Here is a 21,860-nt window from a genome sequence, read left to right on the forward strand (position 1 = left end):
CTGTTTTCTCCCTGTCTCACCGGCTGACGATGTATCCGTGACTTTCTCGGTCCCAGGCGCCGGGTCCGACACCTCGGCTGCGAAGAATATCCTTGCGAACCCGCCCGATAATGGTCTTCGGCAGCTCGTCGACTACCTCCACATATCGCGGCACACAGAAGTACGGCATCCGGGCGCTACAGAAGTCCAGCAGCTCCGGGTAATCCAGCGCGGAGTCCGGTCGCACCGTGACGACCAGCAGGATGTCGTCCTCGCCCAGGTCGCTGGGCACGCCGACCGCTGCGGCTTCGAGCACCGCCGGATGCCCCATCACAACGGTCTCGACTTCGACCGACGAGACGTTCTCGCCGCGACGGCGCAACGAATCCTTCACCCGGTCCACGTAAGTCAGGTTCTGGTCGCTGTCCAGCACGCCGAGGTCTCCGGTGCGAAACCACGGCGGGTGCCGGTCGACACCACCGCCAGCATGCACGTAGCCCTCGCTCATGACGTGCGGGTAGCGGGGCCGGCACGCGATCTCCCCCACCGATCCGTCCGGGAGCGGCTCGCCGTCCGGGTCGACGATCCGCACGTCGAAACTGGGATTGGGCCGGCCCGATGTTCCGGGCACGCCTTCGTCGGCAACGTTTTTGACCGCGATCGGAAAGGCCTCGGTCATGCCGTACATGGTGACGATTCGGCACCCGTAACGCTTTTCGATGTCGCGATACACCGAAGCGTCGATCGGTGCCGCGGAGATGTACCGTAGCGGCAACTGCACATCGCGTGGGTCGGACGGCTGGCGCAGCAGCATCGAGACCATGGCGCCGGCACCGGCGAATCCGACGGCGCCGCACGCGCGCACCTCGTCCCACACGCTTCCGGGGTGAAAGGCCGGCGCCAGCACGGTTGTCCCACCGACGAGCATCGGTGCCAGCACCGAGGGCGCCGCGCTCAGATGGAACAACGGCATCGCCGTCCACAGCACCTCGCCGGAGCCAAACCCCCAGGCCGACGCGACCGTCGCGGCCGTGGTGAACAAGTAATGCCAGGTGGTGGCAACCGCTTTCGATGCCCCGGTGGTGCCCGACGTGAAGAACAGCGACCCGATATCCCCGACGTCGCCGAGGTGCTCGCCGCCGGTACCCGCGGCCCCATGATTCAGTACCTCGTCGGGTGAATCGTCGTGTACCACAATGCTCGCCAGCCCGGGCAGCCGATCGGCCAACTCATCGACCCGCGACTGTCGCTCAGCGTCCGTGACAACCACCTTGGCTCGTGACAATCGAAGAGCGTGCAACAGGAAGTCGCCTTTGTTGGCCGCGTTCACCGCCGCGGCCACCGCACCGATACGTCCGGCCCCCAACCAGAAGTAGACCCACTCCGGGCAGGTGGCGGTGAACAGTGCGATGCAATCGCCTGGCCTAATTCCCAAGTCCAGCAGGGCATTAGCCGCCGCGCAAGACCGTCGCCGCATCTGCTCGAAGGTCACCTCGATGCCGGCAATGGACATCATCACCCGGTCGGGGAATTGCTCGGCACGCCGATCAAGTACTGTCGTGACAGTGAACCGATCGACGCCGAAATCGGCTGGGCCGATGGGCTTTCCGTCGCATGCGGGTGCCGCCCCAGCCGGCACGCGGGACATCAGGCTCCTGCAGCCGCCGGGTCAGGATCACCGTTGGCGGTGTAGCCGAAGTCCTCGGAGGAGCGTTCTTCACCTGGGTAAAAGCGATGCGCCCAGCGCCGCAGCGCCGCGTAGTCGTGCGCCTCTTCGGGAGCGAGGTTCGGCTTCTCCAGGTATTTCATGTTCTCCCAGGTGAAGAAGTCCTGTTTGATGACTTCTTGTTGCAGCGCAAGGAACTTGGCGGCACGGCCGGTGGGCTTGTCACCGGTGTCTCCCGGCTCGCGGACGGAGGCCTGGGTGTAGAAGTAGTCGGTGTAGTCCTCGTCGACGGGTGTTTGCCCGGTGACCTCGATGGTGGCCACCAGTTCGCTGGGGAAACGGACGAGACCCAGCCCCAGCGAGTAGTTGTCGTAGATGATCTTGGCGTCGACCGGCCCGTCGGGCGTCAGCCAGGTCGTTGCGCGACCGCCGCCGAAATGAGCGCTGACCGTGGCGTGTAGGTGATAGCCGGACACCTCGAACGATGTGGTGTTCGCGGGGTTGGCGGCCTTGTGCACGTACTGGACGTGGTACGGGTCGGCGGCGTTCTCGATGATCATCTGCGCGTGCACCTTGACGCGGTTGAGCATCCGGCTGTGCGGGTGCAGCGGGTAGTACTCGTTGGTCTCCAGCTCGGGCAGTACCGGCGGTTGCCAGTACGGCGCGCGGCCGTGCCGCTCGTGCCAGACCAGCATGTAGCCATACCACTCCGTGCTGTGGTAGGTGCGGACGCGGACGTTGTTCTTACAGCCGATCTTGCTGTACGGGATCAGCGCATTGGTTCCGTCACCGCGCCACCGCCACCCGTGCCAGGGACAGACAATGTTCTCCCCCTCCACCGTGCCGCCGACACCCATGTTGGCGCCAAGGTGCTGACAGTAAGCGTCCAACACGTTCAGCTGGCCGGACTCGGTGCGAAACAGCACCAGCTCCTCGCCGAAGTAGTGCACACGCTTGACTTCGCCGGCCGCCAGGTCCGAGGCAAAACCGACGATGAACCATCCGGTCGGAAATCGGTACGGCGACAGGCTGATGCCGCTCGCCCCGAACTCTCGTTCGGACGGATCTATGGAGGAGTCCGAAACCGTGTCCGTCACTGTCTGCTCCTTTTGCGTCCATTTCCCGCGCCAGCCAGGTGGCAGACGGCCGCGCTTCATACTCGCCGCGCGTGGACGACTCCCGTCTATTTTTACTATTTTAAGCATTGAACGTCAACGCGGGTCGTTGGTGGCGGTAGGGTTGGGTCAGCCAACGGCGCCAGCGCGGTTTTGGCGTCCGAGTGAATCGAGGTTGCGGATGACGGCTTCGGCGGTCGACCTGTCCGATTTCGCATTGTGGCGCAACGGCTTTCCTGATGAGCTGTTCGCCGAGTTACGCGGCACCCGACCACTGTTCCGCCACGGCGTGACGCCGGGTGTCGCCAAGACAGTTAAACGGGACTTTTGGATGGCCACCAAACACCGGCATGCCGTCCGCCTGCATCGCGATGCCGACTCCTTTACCGCCGCCGACGGACCGCTCATCCAGCCCGCCGACCTGTTCTCGTCGTATCCGACCATCATCAACATGGATCCGCCGGGGCTCAACAAACGCCGCAAGCTGATCTCCAACGCCTTCAACCCGCGAGCGATCGCCAAGCTGGAGGACGGCATCCGGGCCCGCGCGGCGCGGATGATCGACGACCTCCTCGCCAAGGGCGAAGGCGACTGGATCGAGGATGTCGCCGACGCGCTGCCGATGACGGTTATCGGCGACATCATCGGCATACCGGAGGAAGATCGGCCGCGGGTCTTCGATTGCCTCGACCGCATCCTGAAGTCGCGGACACCCGAGTCGCAGCCGAACCAGGAGCAGGACGTTGACTTCTTCGGCTGGATCTTCAACTACGCGATGGAGCTCACCGCGGAAAAGCGGCGGAACCCCACCGACGACATCTGGAGCACGCTCGCATCGGCGGTGATCACCGGCGACGACGGCGAGCAATTCAGTCTGGCTGCCAACGAACTCGAGTTCTTTTTCTTCGTACTGGCATTCGCCGGCAGTGACACGACGAAGAACGCCCTGGCGATCGGGCTGCAGGCATTCGTCGCGAACCCCGAGCAGATCGATCGGTATCGCGAAGAAGAGACACTGCGGGCTGGCGCCGTCGAGGAGGTGCTGCGCTGGGCTTCACCGGTGGCTTATTGGACGCGCACCGCCAAGGTCGACATCGAGATGGATAGTCAGCACATTCCCAAAGGTGATCGTGTGGTCTCCATGCTGCGCTCGGCGAACCGGGACGAGGAGGTCTTCGACCAGCCGTTTATCTTTGACATCGCGCGCCAACCCAACCCGCATGTCGCATTCGGCGGTGGCGGCCCGCACCATTGCCTGGGCGCCATGCTGGCCCGCGCCGAGCTGCGCGCGGTCTTCGACGAACTGCTGTTGCGCGGTGACCGGATCGCCCTCGGCAAGGCCAAGGTCACCTATCCAAACCTGACCACCAACATGTCGATCTACGACGAGATGGCCATTACGCTGACCGACCGGTGAACGGTTCAGTCCGCGATCCGCAAGGCGGCCTTCGGGCACTGATCGACCGCGGCGCGCACATCTATCTCCAAATGCTCCGGAACTTCGCCCTCCGCAACGTGCACGACGTCGGAGTCCCCGATCTCGAATACGTCCGGCGCCAGCGATTCGCAGAATCCGTTTGCCTCACATAATGTCTCGTCGACGATCACTCGCATTGAATACACCTCCTCATTGCCCGGCTCCTCCTCGGGCCGCTGCTCGGCCCGCATCGTCGCCGGGCGCTATAGACCTTTGGGGCGGGTTCCGATCACCCCGGCAGACGCCAAACCCGCGAGGTCCTGATCATTCAGCCCGCACAGATCGCGCAGTACCTCTTCATTGTGCTCGCCGAGCGTCGGCGGCGGACGCATAAGCCAGGTGCGCCGTCCGTCGAGCGGAGCGAACGGCGGCCGCGGGTAGCGGCCGGGGCCGGTGCGCGGATGGTCGAGCGGCTCCAGAAACCCGCGGTCATTGAGTTGCGGGTTCTCGGTGACCAGCGACGGCGACACCACCGGTGCGGCGGGAATGCCCACGCCGGCAAGGTTTTCCACCGCGCAACCCAGATCCTGGCCGGCGAACCAGTCCTGCAGCCGACGATCGATGTCGTCGCCCCCCTCGCGCCGTCCGGCGACGGTGCCGTAGCCGTGGTCCTCCGTCCAGGACGGCCGGCCCATCAGGTCAACAAGCGAGCGCCACTGCTGGTCGGTGCCTACGGTGACGGCAATCCAATCGTCGTCGCCCGCGCAGCGGTAGAGATTCTGGACGCCACGGCCATGACCACGGTTGCCGCGGCGGCTCAGCGTCACCCCGAATACCTCGGCTTCCATCGGCTGAATTGCGGTGGCGTTCAACACCGTTTCGATCATCGGCAGTTCGACGACCTGGCCGACTCCGGTGCGCTCGGCAAAGTTCAGCGCAGCCAGCACCGCGAACGCGGCGTGCACGCCGGCCAGCGGATCGCAGGCTCCCCTCGGCGGCACGGGCGGACCGTCGGGCAAACCGGTGACCCAAGCAAGCCCGGCGATCTGCTCCATGGTGGGCGCGAAACCAACGCGGTCACGCCACGGGCCGTCCAGCCCGAACGCCGGCATCCGGGCCATGACCAGCCGCGGGTTGACCGCCAACAAAGCATCCGCGGTGAGCCCGAAGTGGTCCATCACCCGCGCGGAGAAATTCTCGATCACCACGTCGGCGTCGGCGACCAAGCCGGTGAACAGCCGACGGCCTTCGTCAGACCCCAAATCCAGAGTTACCGAACGCTTGTTGGTGTTCATGGCGTGGAACACCCAGCCGTACTCCCACCAGTCGTCGACATCTTTGCGCATGCCGCCCGAGTACCGGATGCCGTCGGGACGCTGGATCGACTCCACCTTGACGACGTCGGCGCCGAAAGCCGCGAGCAGGTGCGTCGCGGCGGGCCCGGCCCAGAACGCGGTCAAGTCGACGACGCGAAGGCCCTCGAGCGGCAGCCCAGGTTCTATTGGTGGCACGCTTTGCTCGCGCTCGGGCCAGGGTCGGGTGTTATCGGCCTCGCCCAGCGACGGCGCGCTGCGCAGCGACGCGGACCGGCAGCGCGACATCAACCATGGCGTGCGGGGCTGGTGAAAGCCCGCCGGGTTGCGCACGAAAGCCCCGCGTTCCGTCGCGTAGGCCGTGTCCCGGACCGTGGCGCCGTTGCCCAAGGCCGCGATCGGCAGCCGGAACAGCTGCCCGAGTTCCACGACTTCCTCGACGGTGCGTTCGGCCAGCCAGGGACGGATCCGGTCCCGGATGAAGTCGCGGTATTCCCATCGGCCGATCTGAAAACTCAGCTGCGGAATCTCGCTCAGCTCGGGGCAGTCGACCATTGCCGCGAAATCGAGCCATTGCTGGCCGGTGACCATGGTGATCCCGATGTAGCCGTCCTTGGCCGGCTCGATCGACGGCACTTCGACCGTGCGCGATACCGGCGGCGCTTGCAACAGCTGGGAGTGCAGCCATTCGCCACTTTGCATCAGCGTGATCGCTTCCAGCATCGACAAATCCAGGTGCTCGCCGGGACCGCCGCGCTCGACGCGGCGGCGCAGCGCCAGCGCGCCGAATGCGGCGGACACCCCGCCCATGTACTCCCCGAGGTCACCACCGATCGCGATCGGTGGCCCGGCCGGATCGCCGCGGAAACCGGTTAAGCCCGACCACGCCTGCAGCGTGAATTCGCTGGCGGCACGGTCGGCGTAGGGACCGGTCCAGCCGAAGTCGGAGATCGTGACGACGACGGCCCGCGGATTATCCGCCAGCAACCGCTGCGGATTGATGCCCAGGCCCGCCGCCTGCGACCGGGTGGCCGTCACCACGACGATATCGGCGCCGGCAAGCTCGTCGTGCAAACGCCGGTCGGACCGCGGGCCGGCGGCGGCCCAGGTCAGGCTGCGCTTGCCGGCATTGAGGTAGCCGAACAGGGGCGAATCCGTCCCGTCCGGCACCGTCGAGCAGCTGGCAGTGAACCGCCGCAACGGATCCCCTTGCGGCGGTTCGATTTTCCTGACCTCAGCACCGGCATCGACCAGCAGCTTCCCGCAGTAACTGCCGGCGATCCGGTCGCTGACCTCGACAACACGGACGTCGTCCAGCGGTGTCGGTCGGCTGTCGTGCCCGTCGCTCAACCTGTATCCGTCTACATCGTCGGGGTCGTTGTCTATGCCATCTTAGTAACTTTGCCGGTCATGATTCGATGACGATGAACCGGGCGCTTGACCTGCGCGGCTATTATGCCATTACTGCTAAGATTGCAGTTAATGGAGTTCGCGGGTGCAGCGGCCGCGGCTCTGTCCGATCGTTTCGCTGCTGGAATCGGATGACTGCGCTGGGAATTGGCCCCGAGGCCCGACGCCGTTTGTCGGCGCCCAGGATCGCCGAGATCGTCGCCGATGAGTTGCGGCGCCAGATCATCGACGGCGAACTGGCCGACGGCGATTTGCTGCCGCGGCAGGAAATGCTCGTCGAGCAGTTCAATGTCAGCCTGGTCTCACTGCGAGAGGCGCTGCGCATCCTCGAGACCGAAGGGCTGGTGTCGGTCCGGCGCGGCAACCGTGGCGGTGCGGTTGTGCACGCTCCGGCAAAGACCAGCGCCGCCTACATGTTGGGTCTGCTGTTGCAGAGCGAGTCGGTTGTCGTCGCCGATCTGGGGACGGCGATATTGGAGCTCGAACCTGCGTGCGCGGCATTGGCGGCTCAGCGACCCGACCGCGCCGACACCATCGTCCGCGAGCTCAAAGAGATCAACGACGCGATGGCCGCGCATCTGGAGGACGGACCCGAATTCACCGAAATCGGCCGTAAATTCCACGATTCCGTCGTGCGTGGCTGCGGAAACCGCACGATCATCGCCGTGGTCGGCACCCTGGAGACGTTGTGGACCAGTCACGAACAGCAATGGGCCGACGAGAGCGCGGCTAAAGGCACCTACCCCTCGCTGGCCAAACGTCGCGCCGTGCTCAACACCCACGTCAAGTTGGCCGAGATGATCGAGGCCGGTGACGTCGACCGGGCACGTCGCATCTCTGCCCGGCACCTTTCCGACACGCAAAGCCACGTGTTGGCCGCGGGGCCCGACCAACGGATCTATGCGTTGTCACCGCAAGCGCTGTCGCGCCCGCGGGACAACCGCCATCTGTAGATCGCGGACGAGCGTGCGAACCGCGCTGGTCACCGGCGGCAGTGGCGGAATCGGCAAGGCCTGCGCGGGCAAACTGTGCGAACTGGGTTACGACGTCGTGTTGTCGGCCCGACGTGAGGGCCCGTTACGAGCGGCCGCCGACGAGATCGGGGCACGTTTTATCGCTGCCGATGCCTCTGATCCCGTCGGCTTTGCGCAAGCGATCAGCCCCTTGGAGACAATCGATTTGGTGGTACACGCCGCCGGAACGCTCGGTGGGACCTACGCACGCAAGCAGACTTTTGAGCAATGGCAGACGATCATCTCGGCGAACCTGGATTCCTGCTTCGTAGTCACCGCGGCCGTGCTGCCGCGCATGCGGGCCGGGTCACGGCTGGTGTTCATCTCGTCCTCCGCGGCGCACGAGCCGATGATGGCGCGGACCGCATACTCGGCGTCCAAGGCAGGGATGAACGCATTCGCCCGGGCGCTGGCACTCGAAGTCGACCGAGACGGCATCGCGGTGCATATCGTGACGCCGGGACCGGTGGAAACCGAGATGCTGCAGGATGTTCCGTTCGAGATGAACACGATTCAGGTGTCTGATGTCGCCCAAGCCGTGGCGTGGCTTGACACCGTGGACCCGTCGGTCGACCTGCCGGAGATCCGGCTGCACGCGGTGCGGCGAGGGCCCTTTGCCCGCGAGCCCGTTGTGCCCACCGAGGCTCGCCGGCGGGCGGCACAGCACCGATAAGCGGGCGGGCTTATCCCGGGAAGGCTTTGATCACCGTTTCGCCGAATTCGTGTAGCGATTCCGGGACGGCGAAATCGGCGAACCAGACATAGAACCGCTCGACGCCCTGGTTAGCCAGGCCGGTGAAATGTCCGATCAACTCGTCGGCGTCTCCGCATACCAGTCCGGAGCCGAGATTGCCGAACCGCCGGGTGCTCACCTCTCGCACGGCGTTGGGGTCGCTGTCCTTGCGAACGAAGCCCACCATCTGCTGAACCGACACCCGAGCGGACCCGGTGGCGGGGGCCAACCGCGCCAGCCGATCGAGATGGTTGGCCGGTATGTTCCACCAATCCGCATATCTGCGAACAAGTTCCATCATCCGGCGCCCGGTGCCGCCGAGGATCAGCGGTATCCGGTGTTGGGGCAGTGGCAATTGCCTGCGGTCCGGCGCCTCGTCGCGCCCCCAATACTGCATGATCAGGCCCAGATGCCGCTCGAGTTGCTCACCGCGGGCTATCGGATCTTCGTGGCCGACATCGAATCTGGCGAACTCAGCAGGCCATGAGCCGGAGCCGAGGCCGAGCTCGAACCTGCCGTCCGAGGCCTCAGACAAGGTGACCGCCTGTTTGGCCAGTACTGCCGGATGGCGAAACGCGTCGCAGAGCACCAAATGACCGATTCGCAACCGCTCGGTCTTCGCGGCTACCCAAGTCGCGATGCTCATTGCCTCCCAAATGCTTTCATCCCGCAGCCCTGGAGCCTCGAGGTGGTCGATGAACGCCACTCCGCTGAACCCGCTGGCTTCGGCGTGACGCGATCGCTCGACGATGTCGGCGACCGGCAGCCTCACTTGCGGCAGGAACAGATACCAGTCAGCCATAGCTGACCACCATACGGAGCCGTCCGGCAGACGCCGCACCGATTGACGTGCGTCGCGCTAGTTTACTATTTTTACTATGTTAGGGGCCTTATGGATGTCGGACTGAACTCCGGTCAGCTGGCGCTGCGTGACAGCGTGCGTGACGTCTTGCGCACCGAATGCCCGCCCGGAGTCGCCCGGCAGGCGATTACCGACCCGGAACACTGGCGCACCGTGTGGAAGACGGTCGTCAACCTTGGCTGGACCGAACTCGCCTTGCCCGCCGACGGCGGCGATGATTCCAGTGACTCCTTCGGTCGCATCGATCTCGCCGTTGTTCTCGAGGAATGCGGTGCGGCCATCGCCCCCATTCCATTGCTGTCCAGCATCGGTCTGGCGGCAGGTGTCCTGCGGGTCGCCGGTCCCGCGGTTGCCGACGTGCTGGCTGACGTCGGCGGCGGTGTGGTGGCCGCGTTGGCCGCTCACCCGCCCGGTTGTCGGCTGCCGGGTGTGCCGATGACGCTGCAGCGCGGACGCCTGCACGGGCGTGCGGTCGCGGTGACCGGCCTGCCCCGGGCGGAGCTGATCGTCACCTTGGCCTCGTCAGCTGACGGGCCGGTCGCCGCCGTCGTCCGCGTCGGCGACGGCGCGGCCGTGAAAGCCGTGGAGTGCACGGATCCAGCACAGCCGGTCGCCGACGTCGAAATCGACACGGAACCCGTCGTCACCGCGCCGGTCAATGTGGAATCGGCGCTGGCGACACCCCTGATCGCGGTGGCCGCCGATCTGGTCGGAGTGGCCGACGCCGCGCTGGCCCGCTCGGTCGAGCACGCGAAATCACGGCACCAGTTCGGCAAGCCGATCGGCGCCTTCCAGGGGATCAAGCACGCATTGGCCGACAACTACGTCGCCCTGGAGCGCGCCCGCAGCCTCACCTACGCAGCGGCAGCGCGCCTCGACGACCCCACGACCCCGTCCTCGGTCGGCTGGACCGCTGCGGCGCTTGCGAAAGCGGCGGCATCGGAGGCGGCGGTCGGATGCGCCCGCACCGCGGTTCAGGTCCACGGCGCTTTGGCGCAGACCTGGGAGCATGACATGCACTTGTATCTGCGGCACGCGTGGCAAGGTGCCTCGACGCTGGGAGACAGCCGAGCGCTCTACTACGCAATTGGTCGGCGCTTCGCGGGGGGCGCCGCATGATGTCCTCGAGCGTGGTGGGCGAGTTCTCGGCGTGGCTGACGGACTTCCTGCCGGACGACTACTACGACCGTTATCGCGACTATCGCTGGGACCTCGGGCTTCGGCGTGGCTATCAGCGTGCCGCGTTCGAGGCGGGGTGGTTGCAGCCGACCTGGCCACGTGAGCACGGCGGTCGATCGTTGGGCTTGCGGGATGCTATGGAGATCCGGCTCGAGGGGGCGATGCGATCGGCACCCAAGCTGCCCAACATCGCCGGCCCCAATGTGGCCGCGCCGGAGATCCGCCAGTTCGGCACCGCCGAGCAGATCGACCGTCTACTGGTCCCGCTGCTGCGCGGCGACGAGTGGTGGGCGCTCGGCATGTCGGAGCCGGAAGCCGGATCCGACTTCGCCGGCCTGCGCACCCGTGCTGTGCGCGACGGCGACTTTTTCCGGGTCAAGGGCAGGAAGATCTGGACCACCCAGGCACACCTCTCCCGGTGGTGCACGCTGTACGCCCGCACCGATCCCGACGCACCGAAACACCGCGGCATTTCCTGCCTGATCCTCGATCTCGAATCCCCCGGGGTGAAAATCGAACCCATCCGGATGGCGTCGATCTCCGACGAGACGTTCTGCGAAGTCATTCTCGACGACGTCGAGGTGCCGGTGGCCAACCTGCTGGGACCCTGCAACGGCGGTTGGCAGGTTGCGTTGTCGTCACTGAACCATGAGCGCCAAATGATTTGGATCATGAACTGGGTTGAGATCCAGCGCGGACTCGACTCCGTCCGGGGATTCGAGACCGCGCACGACGACTACGCCTCGGGTGAGGTCTTCACCGAGCTCGGCTCGCTACTCGCCGACGCCGAAGCGCTGCGGGCAACCGGATACCGCGCGCTCTATAACGAACTCGCGGACCGGCCAAGCCCGGAAGCCGACATTCTGAAATTGCTCGGTTCGGTTACGCTGCAGCGAGTTTGGGAGCTCTCCGCCGCGGCCGCCGGTCCTGGCTCGATCTACGATGCAGAACTGCTGTTCGAACGTCAGGACGCGTTGGCGGCGACCATCTACGGCGGAACCTCCGAGGTCCAACGCAACATCATCGCCGAGCGGCTGCTCGGACTGCCGAAGGGATGATTATGGATTACGACCTCGGTGCCGACGCTGTCGAACTCAGAAAGCGATTGCGGGAGTCGATCTCCGCACATATACCGGAAGGTTTTTTGGGCGCCTGCACCGACGACCCGCGAGACCTCGCCACCACCGAGTCCTTCTGCAAGCTGTTGGCATCCGACGGACTACTGGCCCTAGCCTGGCCGAAAGAGCATGGTGGCGGCGGCGGTTCGATATGGCAGCAGACCGTACTGCGCGAGGAGATGTGGGCCCACCATGAACCCCGTGGTGCGCAGTACATGGGTATCAACTGGGTCGGGCCCGCGCTCATGCGTTACGGTACCGCTGAGCAGAAGGCCCGACACTTGTCCGCCATCGCGAGCGGAGAAGTGATCTGGTGTCAGGGATTTTCCGAGCCGGAAGCCGGAACCGATCTCGCGTCGCTGCGCACCCGCGCGGTTCCCGATGGCGATGGTTGGCGCGTGACCGGCCAAAAGGTCTGGACGTCGTATGCGCAGATGGCGTCCTGGTGTGTGCTGGCGGCGTGCACCGACCCGGGCGCTCCGAAACCCAAGCGCCTCAGCCTGTTCCTGGTCCCCATGGACCGGCCCGGTATCACCGTGCGGCCAATCCGCTCGATGCTGGGACCGCACCATCTCAACGAGGTATTCCTCGACGGCGTTGAGGTGTTCGCCGATGAGGTCCTCGGCGAGGTCGGCGACGGATGGCGGGTGATGCGCGAAGCACTCGCCTTCGAACGGGTCGGGATCGCCCGGTACGCGCGGTGTGAGTCGCTGCTGGACCGGATGCAGACCGAACTCGGCGATGACTGGGACCGCTTACCCGAGTCGATCCGGGCCCGCTGGGTGCGGGCACTGATCGACCTCCGAGTCGCCCGGCTGCTGGCCTATCGCGCGGTGTCGCTACAGCACGACCCGTCGGCGGGCGCGGCAGCCAGCGCCGCCCGCATCGCGACGACCACCTGCGACCAACAGGTCGCCGAGCTGCTGTTCGACGTGCTTGGCCCTTCGGCACTGGACAGCGGCACCTCCGCGCGACTACACGGGGCGGTTGAAGACCACTGGCGTTATGCCCAGGCCGCCACCGTCGCGTCGGGAACCATCGAAGTACAGCGGATGCTGGTCGCACGGGAAGCTTTGGGGGATCACGGGTGAATACCGCTCTGCCAGAAGACATCACCGAGTTCGCTGCCGTCGCCGCCAAAAGGTTCGCTCGATTCGGCGGTCCGCAGGCGGCGCTGCGCGCGGAGACCGAGGAACACCTCCGCGACGAAGCGCGGTCCGCGCTGGCCGACCTCGGCGCATTGGACCTCGACGTCAGATCGTCCTCCGAGGATCTGCTGGCGGCCGCGGTGCTCTGCCAGGCCGCCGGGACAACGGCCCTGCCCTATCCGCTCGTCGAGGAGCTGCTCGCGATCGACGGGGCCCGGCTCGCCCTGGTGAATCCCGAAGCGCCGCGCATCGATCACGGCGACCTGGCCGGCGACTGGATTGCCGTCGACCTCGACGGCACGCGCTACCACGTTCAGCCGTCGTCACGAACCAGCGCCAAGCTGGGGCCGTTCCTGGTTCCGGCCACTCTAACTGGGCCCGACGGCACCGTCCCGGCGGCCGACGTCGATACGCACCTGACGCTGGGGTCTTGGCGGATTCTGGGCGCACTGCAACAGGCATTGGAGATCACCCGGCAGCACGTCACCGCGCGAATGCAGTTCGGCAAGCCGCTGGCCGAATTTCAGGCCGTCCGGTTCACCATCGCCGACGCATCGGTCGCCGTGCGCGGACTTTTCGAACTCGCCAAGTTCACCATCAGTAGAACGGAATCTACTGCGGCACAGGTGCGTTCGGCAGACGCGCTGGTACTCCGGCTCAAGGCCGCTGACACCGCGCGTCAGGTGCTGCGCACCGCGCACCAGTTGCTCGGCGCGCTGGGCTTTTGCGACGAGTCCGATGTCAGCGTCCTGGACAGGCACACCCAGCCGCTGATCCGGCTGCCCGTCAGTAGCGAGATGCTCGCGCTGCGCCTGATACCCGACGTTGGTAGTGGTCATCTGGAGACATTGTTCAGCGAACCGATCGCCGCGGAGCCGGTGTGAGCACCGGAACACTCGCGGACGAGGAGGCTCCCGGCCAACAGGACGACGGGGTTCCGTTCGGGACCCGACTGCAGGATCTCGCCCAACAACGCGGCGAGGAGCTGGCATTAGTCATCCTGGCGCCGGATCGAACCGCGCATGAGCTGACTTTCGCGCAGCTCGACGCCCGGGCTAATCAATGGGGACGGGCCCTGGCGGCTGACGGCGCGAAATTCGGTTCGCTTGTTGCGCTTGGAATTCCCAATTCCGAACACCTGGTGCTGGCTGCACTGGGCTGCTGGAAGATCGGCGCCGTTCCAGTTCCGATGCGCTGGGACCTACCAGAGTGGGAGCGATCCCGGGTGCTGGCGGTGATCGACCCGTCCGTCGTCGTCGACGAGCAACATCGCCACACGTTGGCGTCGGACGCTGCCGAACAGTCCGACGAATCGCTTCCAGAGGTAGTGTCCCCGAACGCCAATGGAATATGCAGTAGCGGCTCGACCGGGCTACCCAAGGTCATTCTGACTCTTGCGCAAGGGGTCTGGACGCCGGAGTCATCCTTCCCGTTCTTGGCTGCCTGGGCGCCGACGGCCCAGCCGCAGACCATCCTGGTGCCCGCTCCGATGTATCACACCAACGGTTTTTCGCCGCTCACATACCTATTGGGCGGCGACCAACTGATAGTGCTGGAAAAGTTCGATGCGGCAACCGTTGTCGACGCGATCGAACGGTATCGGATCACCAACTTCACCGCCACGCCGACGATGCTCTCGCGCATCGCGGCTCTTCCCGACATTCACCAACGGGATTTCTCCAGCATCGCGTGGATCTTGCAAGGCGCCGCGGTGATGCCGCAAGCGCTGCTGCACACCTGGTTCGATCTGCTCAGCCCGGAGCAAGTCGTGATGGCCTACGGGATGACCGAAGGCTTGGGGATCACCGCATTACGTGGCGACGAGTGGCTGGCTCATCCGGGCAGCGTCGGCCGTGGCTTCCGCGACACCGAAGTGCGGATCCTGGATCCACAGGGCCGGCCACTGGCGCCCGGTGAGCTCGGTGAGGTGTATTTACGCTCGCCGATGAGCGCCGGGTATCGGTATCTGGGCGGGGCGCCGCTGTTGCCGTCGACGGCTGACGGGTTTCGGACCGCCGGTGACATCGGGCACCTGGACGCCGACGGATACCTCTACATCGCCGACCGTCGCAGCGACATGATCATCACCGGGGGCGCGAATGTCTTTCCCGCGGAGGTGGAATGCGCGCTGGCCGGACACGACGACATCGCCGACGTCGTCGTCATCGGGCTCGCCGATCCGGCGTGGGGGCGCCGGGTGCACGCAGTGGTGCAACTCGCCGACCCCGCGACGCCGCTGACCGAGCAACAGGTCATCACCTACGCGAAGACTCGACTGGCCGCGTACAAGGTTCCCAAGACCGTGGAGTTCGTCGACGAGATCCCCCGCACCGCGGCGACGAAAGTGAACCGCTCGGCGATGATCGAGGCCCGCGGCGGCTAACGGCGGGCACGATCTCAGCTGATGCTGTTGACGGCGGCGGCAACCTTGGTCTGGAAATCGGACGGCAATGGGATGTAGCCGAGCGGGGTGAGGCCTTGCTGTCCGTCGGTGATGGTCGATTGCATGAACGCCTTCACGGCCTTACCGACCTCGGCATCAGGGTATTTGGAACAAACGATTTCGTAGCTGGCCAGCAGGATCGGGTAGGCGCCAGGCGTAGCGGTGGCATAGACCTTCGAGAGGTCGAGCACAAGGTCATTGGGATCATGGCCCTGGCCTTTGATGGTGACGTCCGAGATGGTCTTGCCGACCCAGTCGTTGCCGATGTGAACGACTCCGCCCGCAGTCTTGATTCCTGCCACATCGAGGTTCTGTTTCATGGCGTACGACCATTCGTTGTAGCTAATAGCGCCCTCCGTTTTCTTGACGGCCTCCGAGGTCCCCTCGTTGCCTTGGGCGGAAGTTCCCACGCCTCCGTTGAATACTTTGCCGGCGCCCTTGGTCCAGGCGCCGCCGGAGGCGGCCTGCAGGTACTGCTGGAAGTTGTCGGAGGTTCCGGATGCGTCACTGCGGTAGATGACGTGGATCTCCTCGGCGGGCATGGTTCCGTTCAGCGCGGTGATGGCCGGGTCGTCCCAGCGGGTGATGGCGCCGCTGAAAATCTTGGCGAGCGTGGGCCCGTCGAGTGTGAGGACGTCGGTCGTTTTGACGTTGAAGGTGATCGCTATCGGACCGAAGACCGCGGGCAGGTTCCACGCGTCGGTCCCGCCGCAGCGCTGCTTGGCGGCGCCGTACTCATCACCGTTCAACGGTGAGTCCGAGCCGCCGAAATCGGTCTTGGCGGCAACAAAGTCCTGGACGCCGGCTCCCGAGCCGCTGGCCGTGTAGGTGAGCTGCTTGCCTGAGCACGATTCCTCGTAGCTCGTGATGAAATGGGTCATCGCATTGGCCTGAGCGGTCGAACCGCTGCCGGTGAGGTCCTGCTTGCCCCCGCAGTCGACCTTGACGCCCTTGGCGTACGTCGGCGGCGTATCGAGTTGTGTACATGCCGAGAGTGCGAGACTGCCCGCGATGAGCAGGCCGGCCGCGGCCCGGGATCCGTTGTGCTTCATGATGTTTGCCTCCTCGAAAACAACCGATTAGCCACACATCGGCTGCCCGTTTCCCGGGCCAAAAATGCCACGTTGTGCACCACTCAGCGTCGCGCGTCGGGTCGAGCACGTCAGCGAGCATTAAACGTCACCAATATCGAAATCGAATCAATCCACAAGCGAACAACAGGTGAAGCAATCGTCGAGGTCGATGGTTTGCCATCCGCGTCGGCGTCAATAACCCCGAGGGGTATGGAATTCGCGGCTGCTCAAGGGCGCTGACGTGCATTTGACCTACCTGAACCCACTACGTTCTCACAGCATTCTTGCGGACTGTGTTCAGAGATCACCACAGTTTGCCGAATTCATCCCGCCGTTAGCGGCCGTTCAGTTATCTGACTTAGCGTCTGCGGGGTTGACGCTGGTCAGTGGGTTGTGTACGCCAGCGAAATCACGGTGCACTCCAGCACGTGCAGCGTCAGGCAGGCGAGGTCGATGGCGACAACTCTGGGAGAGATGACATGACCGACACGCTCGACAAATCGCAGGCACCGAAGGTCACTGGAAAGACGGTGCAGGAATACATCGACGAGCTGCCGCAGTGGTCTGACGGCACCGCATTGAAGTCGATGCCGATGACCGCCATGCAGTTCCGAATCTGGGCGCTGGCCTGCGCGGGCAAGTTCTTCGAGGGCATGGTCGTGTTCATGACCGGCGTCGCCCTGCCGCTGATCTCGATCCAATTCCACTTGAATGCGGCCGAGAAAGGCATGGTTACCGCGGCCTCCCTGGCGGGCATCCTGGTCGGTGCGACGGCCCTCGGTGGTTTGGCGGACAGCTACGGACGCAAATCGATGTTCATCGTGGAGATGATTATCTTCGCCGTGTTCTTGGTGGGTCTGACGTTCGCCCCGAACTTCATCACGCTGGTCATCTGTCTGTTCGGGGCCGGTATCGCACTGGGCTGTGACTACCCGACCGCGCACATGGTGATCTCGGAGAGCATTGCGACCTCGATGCGGGGCCGGCTGGTGCTGAGCGCCTTCGCGTTCCAGGCCGTCGGAGCGTTCTTCGGCACAGCGCTGGGCTTCGGCATCCTGTATGCCAACCCGAACTTGAACGCCTGGCGGATGATGTACGCGGCGGCGATCGTTCCGGCGATCCTTGTCGTCATCGGGCGCTTGTTCGTCACGGAGAGCCCGCACTGGCTGGTGTCGAAGGGCCGGATCGAGCACGGGGAGAAGGCCACCTCCCAATTGCTCAAGCGCAACCCGCAGTACCCCAAGACCGTGTCGCTGGGACACCTGGTCCACACGCACAAAGCCGCCGAAGGCAGCGGGAGCTACCTGGCGCTGTTCAAGAAGAGAAACCGTCGCGCGACGATTCTGGCCTCGGTTCCGTGGTTCCTGCAGGACCTGGGCGTCTACGGCATCGGTATCTTCACACCGACGATTCTGGGCGCCGTCATCGGCAAGGAGTCGAAGTCGCACGGGCTGTCGGACACCATCCACAACGACATTCTGGGTGCCAAGGGCTCGGCCATGATGGACGTGCTCTTCGTCTTGGGCATCATCGTCGCCATCCTCCTGGTGGACAGAGCCGGGCGTATCAGGTTGCAGATCATTGGCTTCATCGGCGCCGCGGTGGGTCTGCTCCTGGCCGGGCTGTCCATCCGCCCGGACGGCAGCAACGTCATGTGGTTGCTCTTCCTCGGTTTCACGCTGTTCTACTTCATGGTCAACTTCGGGCCGAACGCCATGACCTATCTGCTTGCCGGCGAGGTCTTCCCTACCGAGGTCCGGGGTAAGGGCGCCGGCTTCGCCGCGTCCTTCGCCAAGATCGGGGCGGTGCTGACGGCGTTCCTGTTTCCCATCCTGCTCAAGACCATCGGCACAACGGCGCTGCTATGGGGTCTCGTCGCGTGCTTCCTGCTGGGAGCCATCGTGACCTACTTGTTCCGGATCGAGACCGCTGGAGTGAACCTGGAGGACGTCGGTGCTGAGGAGACCAGCCCGGCCAAAGCATGATTTTCTAGCTCGATGACGACGGCCGCGTCGTGTCGCGTGGGCTGTTAGGCAACGACCCCGCAGCCATACCCCCACCCGTTGTCACCGTTCCCCGCCAAACCACGGTAACCTCATTCTCACAGCGTGATCAGCGCGACAGAGGAGGCGGGATGGCCCCGGACGACGACGCCGAACCGACGACCCGTGATGCCCGCTTCATCAAGACCGCGGTCGAGATCCTCGGCGAGACCGGGCGTACCGACTTCACCGTGCAAGAAGTCGTCGCCCGCTCCAAAACGTCATTGCGCGCCTTCTACCAGCACTTCAGCAGCAAGGACGAATTGCTGATCGCCCTATTGGAGAGGACGATGGCGCAGTCGGCGCAGGCCTGGCGCGCCGAGACCACCGGGCTGGACAGCACCGGTGCGATCAAACTGATCATCGACCGGATCAGCGCCGAGCCTAAGTCGAGCACCCAGGACAGCCTGAATCGGGCGATGAATCTCTACAACCAACATCTGGCCGAAAGCCGGCCACGTGACTATGCCCGGGTGCTCTCCCCGCTGCACGAGCTGATTCGCGACGTCGTGCAGCGCGGCATCACCGAGGGAGTTTTCCGAGCCAACCTTGACGTCGGGCCCGCCGCGGCGATCGTCATGCAGACCATTTTGGGCGCCCTCCGATTGCATTGGCTGGGAGCCGAATTGACCGGTGCGCCAATCGATGCGGCCCACCTGTATGACTTCTGCATCCGCGCCCTGGACACAGACGACGGCGTGCAGTTGGCGCCGCCGACACTCAGCGAGTTGTTCAGCCAGATCGGAATGCGGCCAGGCGCTCGCGATGGCGAATTCGCGATGACGATGCCGGTGAGCCCCCAGGTGGTCAACACTTCCGGCGCCCTGCAGGGTGGACTGGTCGCCACGCTCGTCGACGTCGCGGGCGGACAGTTCGGGCTGGAATATCTGCAGCCGGACACCACGATGACGACCGCCGACCTGTTCATCCGCTACCTGCGACCGATCCGTCAAGGCTCGGCGTTCGCGGTGCCGCGGATGCTGCGCAGCGGCCGGCGCGCGATGGTGATGCAGATCGATGTCTACGGCGACGGCGACGGCGACGAGGCACTCCTCGCGACGGCAACCGTCAACTTCGCCGTCATCAACGGGGCGACCCCGAAGCTTCCCGACTGGCCGCGCGCCTGACCCGGCCCCAACCCGATTACAGCTTGTTGCGCAGAGGTGGTAACGTCATTACCACCCGCTGAGAATCCAGACTTCTGCAAGGAGATCGCCATGCCGTCTCGCGAGCTTTCCTTTCCGGTGTTTGACGCCGACAACCACATGTACGAGCCGCAAGAAGCGCTGACCAAGTTCTTGCCGGACAAGCGCAAGAACGTCATCGACTACGTGCAGGTGCGCGGCCGGACCAAGATCGTGGTGCGCGGCCACATCAGCGAATACATCCCCAACCCGACGTTCGAGAAGGTCGCCAAGCCGGGCGCCCAGGAGGACTACTTCCGCAACGGCGCGCAAGGCAAGACCTACCGCGAGATCCTGGGCGAGCCGATGAAGGCCATCCCCGCGTTCCGCGAACCGGGCCCGCGGCTGGAGGTCATGGACGAACTCGGCATCGACTACGCGCTGATGTTCCCCACCCTGGCCAGCCTGGTCGAAGAGCGGATGAAAGACGACCCGGAGATGACCCACGACGTCATCCACGCACTCAACGAGTGGATGCACGAGACCTGGACGTTTAACTACCAAGAGCGCATCTTCGCCACCCCGGTGATCACCCTGCCCATCGTCGAGCGCGCGCTGGAAGAGCTCGAATGGTGCCTGGAGCGCGGCGCCCGCACCGTGCTGGTCCGCCCGGCGCCGGTGCCCGGGTACCGCGGGAGCCGGTCGTTCGGCCTCGAGGAATTCGACCCGTTCTGGCAGGCCTGCATCAAGGCCGAGATCCCGGTCTCGATGCACGCCTCGGACAGTGGTTACTCCGAGTTCGCAAACGTGTGGGAGCCTGGCGAAGAGTTCCTGCCGTTCAAGCCGACGGCGTTCCGCAGCTTCGCGATGGGCCATCGGCCGATCTTGGACGCGATGGGTGCGCTGGTGTGCCACGGGGCGCTGTCGCGCAACCCGGAGCTGCGGATCCTGTCGATCGAGAACGGCGCCGACTGGGTGCCAGACCTGTTCAAGGGCCTCAAGGGCGTTTACAAGAAGATGCCGCAGTCGTTCAGCGAGGATCCGGTCGAGGCGTTCAAGCGCTGCGTCTACATCACACCGTTCTGGGAGGACCGGTTCACCGAGATCGTCAACATGGTGGGCACCGACCGGGTGATGTTCGGATCGGACTGGCCGCATCCCGAGGGCCTGAAGGACCCGATCACCTTCGTCGACGAGCTCGCCGACTTCGGTGAGGAGGATGTCGCCAAGATCATGGGCGGCAACCTGATGAAGCTGATGAAGGTCTCCAAGCCGGTCAACGCGTAACCGCCTATCACCTACCCGTTGCCGTAATAGGGTCGCCGACATGGAGCAGCGCACCCTCGAAGCGGTTATCTACGAACGTGACCCGCCAATTGCGCGGATCATCCTCAACCGCGCCGACAAGGCCAACACCAAAGACGCGACGCTGGTGCGGGAAGTCGACGACTGCCTGCACGAGGCCGACCGCGACCGCGAGATCAAAGTGGTGATCCTCAAGGCCAACGGCAACGGCTTCTGCGGCGGGCACGTGGCCCGGTGGGGTCCCGACGAGAATCCGTACCCGGACTTCGGGGACACCTTCGAGGATCTCTACAAGGGCACCGCCGACCTGTTTTTGTGGCCGACGTTGTATCTGTGGGAGTTCCCGAAGCCGACGATCTCGCAGATTCACGGCTATTGCATGGGTGGTGGCATCTATCTGGGCCTGCTGACCGACTTCTGTGTGGCGTCCGAGGACGCCTATTTTCAGATGCCGCTTGCCCAGAGTCTCGGCGAGCCCGGCGGGCACACCATGATCGAGCCGTGGCTGCTGATGAACTGGCACCGCACCATGGACTGGCTGCTGCTGGCGCCGACGCTGTCGGCGCAGGAGGCGCTTGATTGGGGGCTGCTCAACAAGGTGGTTCCGCGGGAGGATCTCGAGGATGTCGTCGAGGAGATGGCGCGCAAGATCGCCCGGATCCCGTTGACCACGTTGATGGCGGTGAAGAACAGCGTCAAACGGGCCTGGGAATTGATGGGAATGCGGGTGCATCTTCAGGTGAGCCACATCTTGACCAACATGGTCGGCGCGGCTTCTGACGTTCAGGCACGACGGGCCGAACTCATGCAATCGGGCTTGAAGCCAAGGGATTTCGTCGACCGCGACGAAGCCGCGGACGACAGCTAGCGCGAGCAGACACAAAAGCCCCCGACACGCCGAGGCGTGCGGGGCTTGTGTG

18 protein-coding genes are annotated in these 21,860 nt (G+C 64.8%); 12 read left to right on the top strand and 6 right to left on the bottom strand.

All coding sequences use genetic code 11. The features are described from left to right. Positions 1-16 precede the first annotated feature (16 nt). The gene (locus ACLQI9_RS11300) at positions 17-1,627 is read right to left on the bottom strand and encodes an AMP-binding protein (RefSeq protein ID WP_442379161.1); all 1,611 of its coding nucleotides are present in this window, start codon (positions 1,625-1,627) and stop codon (positions 17-19) included. Beyond that, the gene (locus ACLQI9_RS11305; protein ID WP_442379163.1) at positions 1,627-2,802 is read right to left on the bottom strand and encodes a Rieske 2Fe-2S domain-containing protein; all 1,176 of its coding nucleotides are present in this window, start codon (positions 2,800-2,802) and stop codon (positions 1,627-1,629) included. Before ACLQI9_RS11305 ends, ACLQI9_RS11300 begins: the two co-directional genes overlap by 1 nt. Positions 2,803-2,941: 139 nt before the next feature. Here ACLQI9_RS11305 and ACLQI9_RS11310 point away from each other — a divergent pair, with 139 nt between their 5' ends. Then, positions 2,942-4,177 (top strand): cytochrome P450, encoded by a 1,236-nt coding sequence (locus ACLQI9_RS11310; protein WP_442379165.1) that lies wholly within the window; start codon positions 2,942-2,944, stop codon positions 4,175-4,177. A 5-nt stretch (positions 4,178-4,182) separates the two neighbouring features. On the opposite strand, the gene ACLQI9_RS11315 is transcribed toward ACLQI9_RS11310, so the two are convergent. Beyond that, entirely contained in the window at positions 4,183-4,374 is a 192-nt protein-coding gene (locus tag ACLQI9_RS11315) for a ferredoxin (RefSeq protein WP_442379177.1), read from the bottom strand. Positions 4,375-4,440: 66 nt separating this feature from the next. Beyond that, positions 4,441-6,840 (bottom strand): CoA transferase, encoded by a 2,400-nt coding sequence (locus ACLQI9_RS11320; RefSeq protein ID WP_442379167.1) that lies wholly within the window; start codon positions 6,838-6,840, stop codon positions 4,441-4,443. 191 nt (positions 6,841-7,031) lie between these two features. Between ACLQI9_RS11320 and ACLQI9_RS11325 the strand changes: the two genes are divergently transcribed. Beyond that, positions 7,032-7,853, top strand: coding sequence for a FadR/GntR family transcriptional regulator (locus tag ACLQI9_RS11325; protein ID WP_442391686.1), 822 nt, complete (start codon positions 7,032-7,034; stop codon positions 7,851-7,853). A gap of 13 nt (positions 7,854-7,866) precedes the next feature. Then, on the top strand, positions 7,867-8,586 hold the full coding sequence (locus tag ACLQI9_RS11330) for an SDR family oxidoreductase (protein WP_442384940.1): 720 nt from the start codon (positions 7,867-7,869) through the stop codon (positions 8,584-8,586). A 10-nt stretch (positions 8,587-8,596) separates the two neighbouring features. On the opposite strand, the gene ACLQI9_RS11335 is transcribed toward ACLQI9_RS11330, so the two are convergent. Next, complete coding sequence (locus ACLQI9_RS11335) at positions 8,597-9,448, bottom strand: LLM class flavin-dependent oxidoreductase (RefSeq protein ID WP_442384942.1); 852 nt, start codon at positions 9,446-9,448, stop codon at positions 8,597-8,599. Positions 9,449-9,538: 90 nt separating this feature from the next. On the opposite strand from ACLQI9_RS11335, the gene ACLQI9_RS11340 reads away from it, so the two are divergent. Genes ACLQI9_RS11340 through ACLQI9_RS11360 form a run of 5 tightly spaced genes read left to right on the top strand, consistent with a single transcriptional unit; the run spans position 9,539 to position 15,336 of the window. Further along, complete coding sequence (locus ACLQI9_RS11340) at positions 9,539-10,627, top strand: acyl-CoA dehydrogenase family protein (protein ID WP_442384944.1); 1,089 nt, start codon at positions 9,539-9,541, stop codon at positions 10,625-10,627. Next, complete coding sequence (locus tag ACLQI9_RS11345) at positions 10,627-11,745, top strand: acyl-CoA dehydrogenase family protein (RefSeq protein WP_442384962.1); 1,119 nt, start codon at positions 10,627-10,629, stop codon at positions 11,743-11,745. The genes ACLQI9_RS11340 and ACLQI9_RS11345 overlap by 1 nt, the downstream gene beginning before the upstream one ends. Positions 11,746-11,747: 2 nt before the next feature. After that, positions 11,748-12,896 (top strand): acyl-CoA dehydrogenase family protein, encoded by a 1,149-nt coding sequence (locus tag ACLQI9_RS11350; RefSeq protein WP_442384946.1) that lies wholly within the window; start codon positions 11,748-11,750, stop codon positions 12,894-12,896. Further along, positions 12,893-13,837, top strand: a complete 945-nt coding sequence (locus tag ACLQI9_RS11355; protein ID WP_442384948.1) for an acyl-CoA dehydrogenase family protein — start codon at positions 12,893-12,895, stop codon at positions 13,835-13,837. Before ACLQI9_RS11350 ends, ACLQI9_RS11355 begins: the two co-directional genes overlap by 4 nt. Then, complete coding sequence (locus ACLQI9_RS11360) at positions 13,834-15,336, top strand: class I adenylate-forming enzyme family protein (protein WP_442384950.1); 1,503 nt, start codon at positions 13,834-13,836, stop codon at positions 15,334-15,336. Before ACLQI9_RS11355 ends, ACLQI9_RS11360 begins: the two co-directional genes overlap by 4 nt. 14 nt (positions 15,337-15,350) lie before the next feature. Here ACLQI9_RS11360 and pstS read toward each other — a convergent pair whose 3' ends face one another. Next, positions 15,351-16,448 carry a phosphate ABC transporter substrate-binding protein PstS gene (gene pstS / locus ACLQI9_RS11365; RefSeq protein WP_442384952.1) on the bottom strand — a complete coding sequence of 366 codons (1,098 nt, stop codon included), beginning with the start codon at positions 16,446-16,448 and terminating at the stop codon, positions 15,351-15,353. Between the two features lie 500 nt (positions 16,449-16,948). On the opposite strand from pstS, the gene ACLQI9_RS11370 reads away from it, so the two are divergent. From ACLQI9_RS11370 to ACLQI9_RS11385, 4 genes are all read left to right on the top strand, one after another. Next, positions 16,949-18,454, top strand: coding sequence for an MFS transporter (locus tag ACLQI9_RS11370; protein WP_442384954.1), 1,506 nt, complete (start codon positions 16,949-16,951; stop codon positions 18,452-18,454). A gap of 149 nt (positions 18,455-18,603) precedes the next feature. Then, complete coding sequence (locus tag ACLQI9_RS11375) at positions 18,604-19,638, top strand: hotdog fold thioesterase (protein ID WP_442384956.1); 1,035 nt, start codon at positions 18,604-18,606, stop codon at positions 19,636-19,638. Positions 19,639-19,728: 90 nt separating this feature from the next. After that, positions 19,729-20,922 (top strand): amidohydrolase family protein, encoded by a 1,194-nt coding sequence (locus ACLQI9_RS11380; RefSeq protein WP_442384958.1) that lies wholly within the window; start codon positions 19,729-19,731, stop codon positions 20,920-20,922. Positions 20,923-20,962: 40 nt separating this feature from the next. After that, the gene (locus ACLQI9_RS11385; RefSeq protein ID WP_442384960.1) at positions 20,963-21,808 is read left to right on the top strand and encodes an enoyl-CoA hydratase-related protein; all 846 of its coding nucleotides are present in this window, start codon (positions 20,963-20,965) and stop codon (positions 21,806-21,808) included. Positions 21,809-21,860: the final 52 nt, after the last annotated feature.

Source organism: Mycobacterium sp. (assembly GCF_052143115.1).
GTDB lineage: Bacteria > Actinomycetota > Actinomycetes > Mycobacteriales > Mycobacteriaceae > Mycobacterium.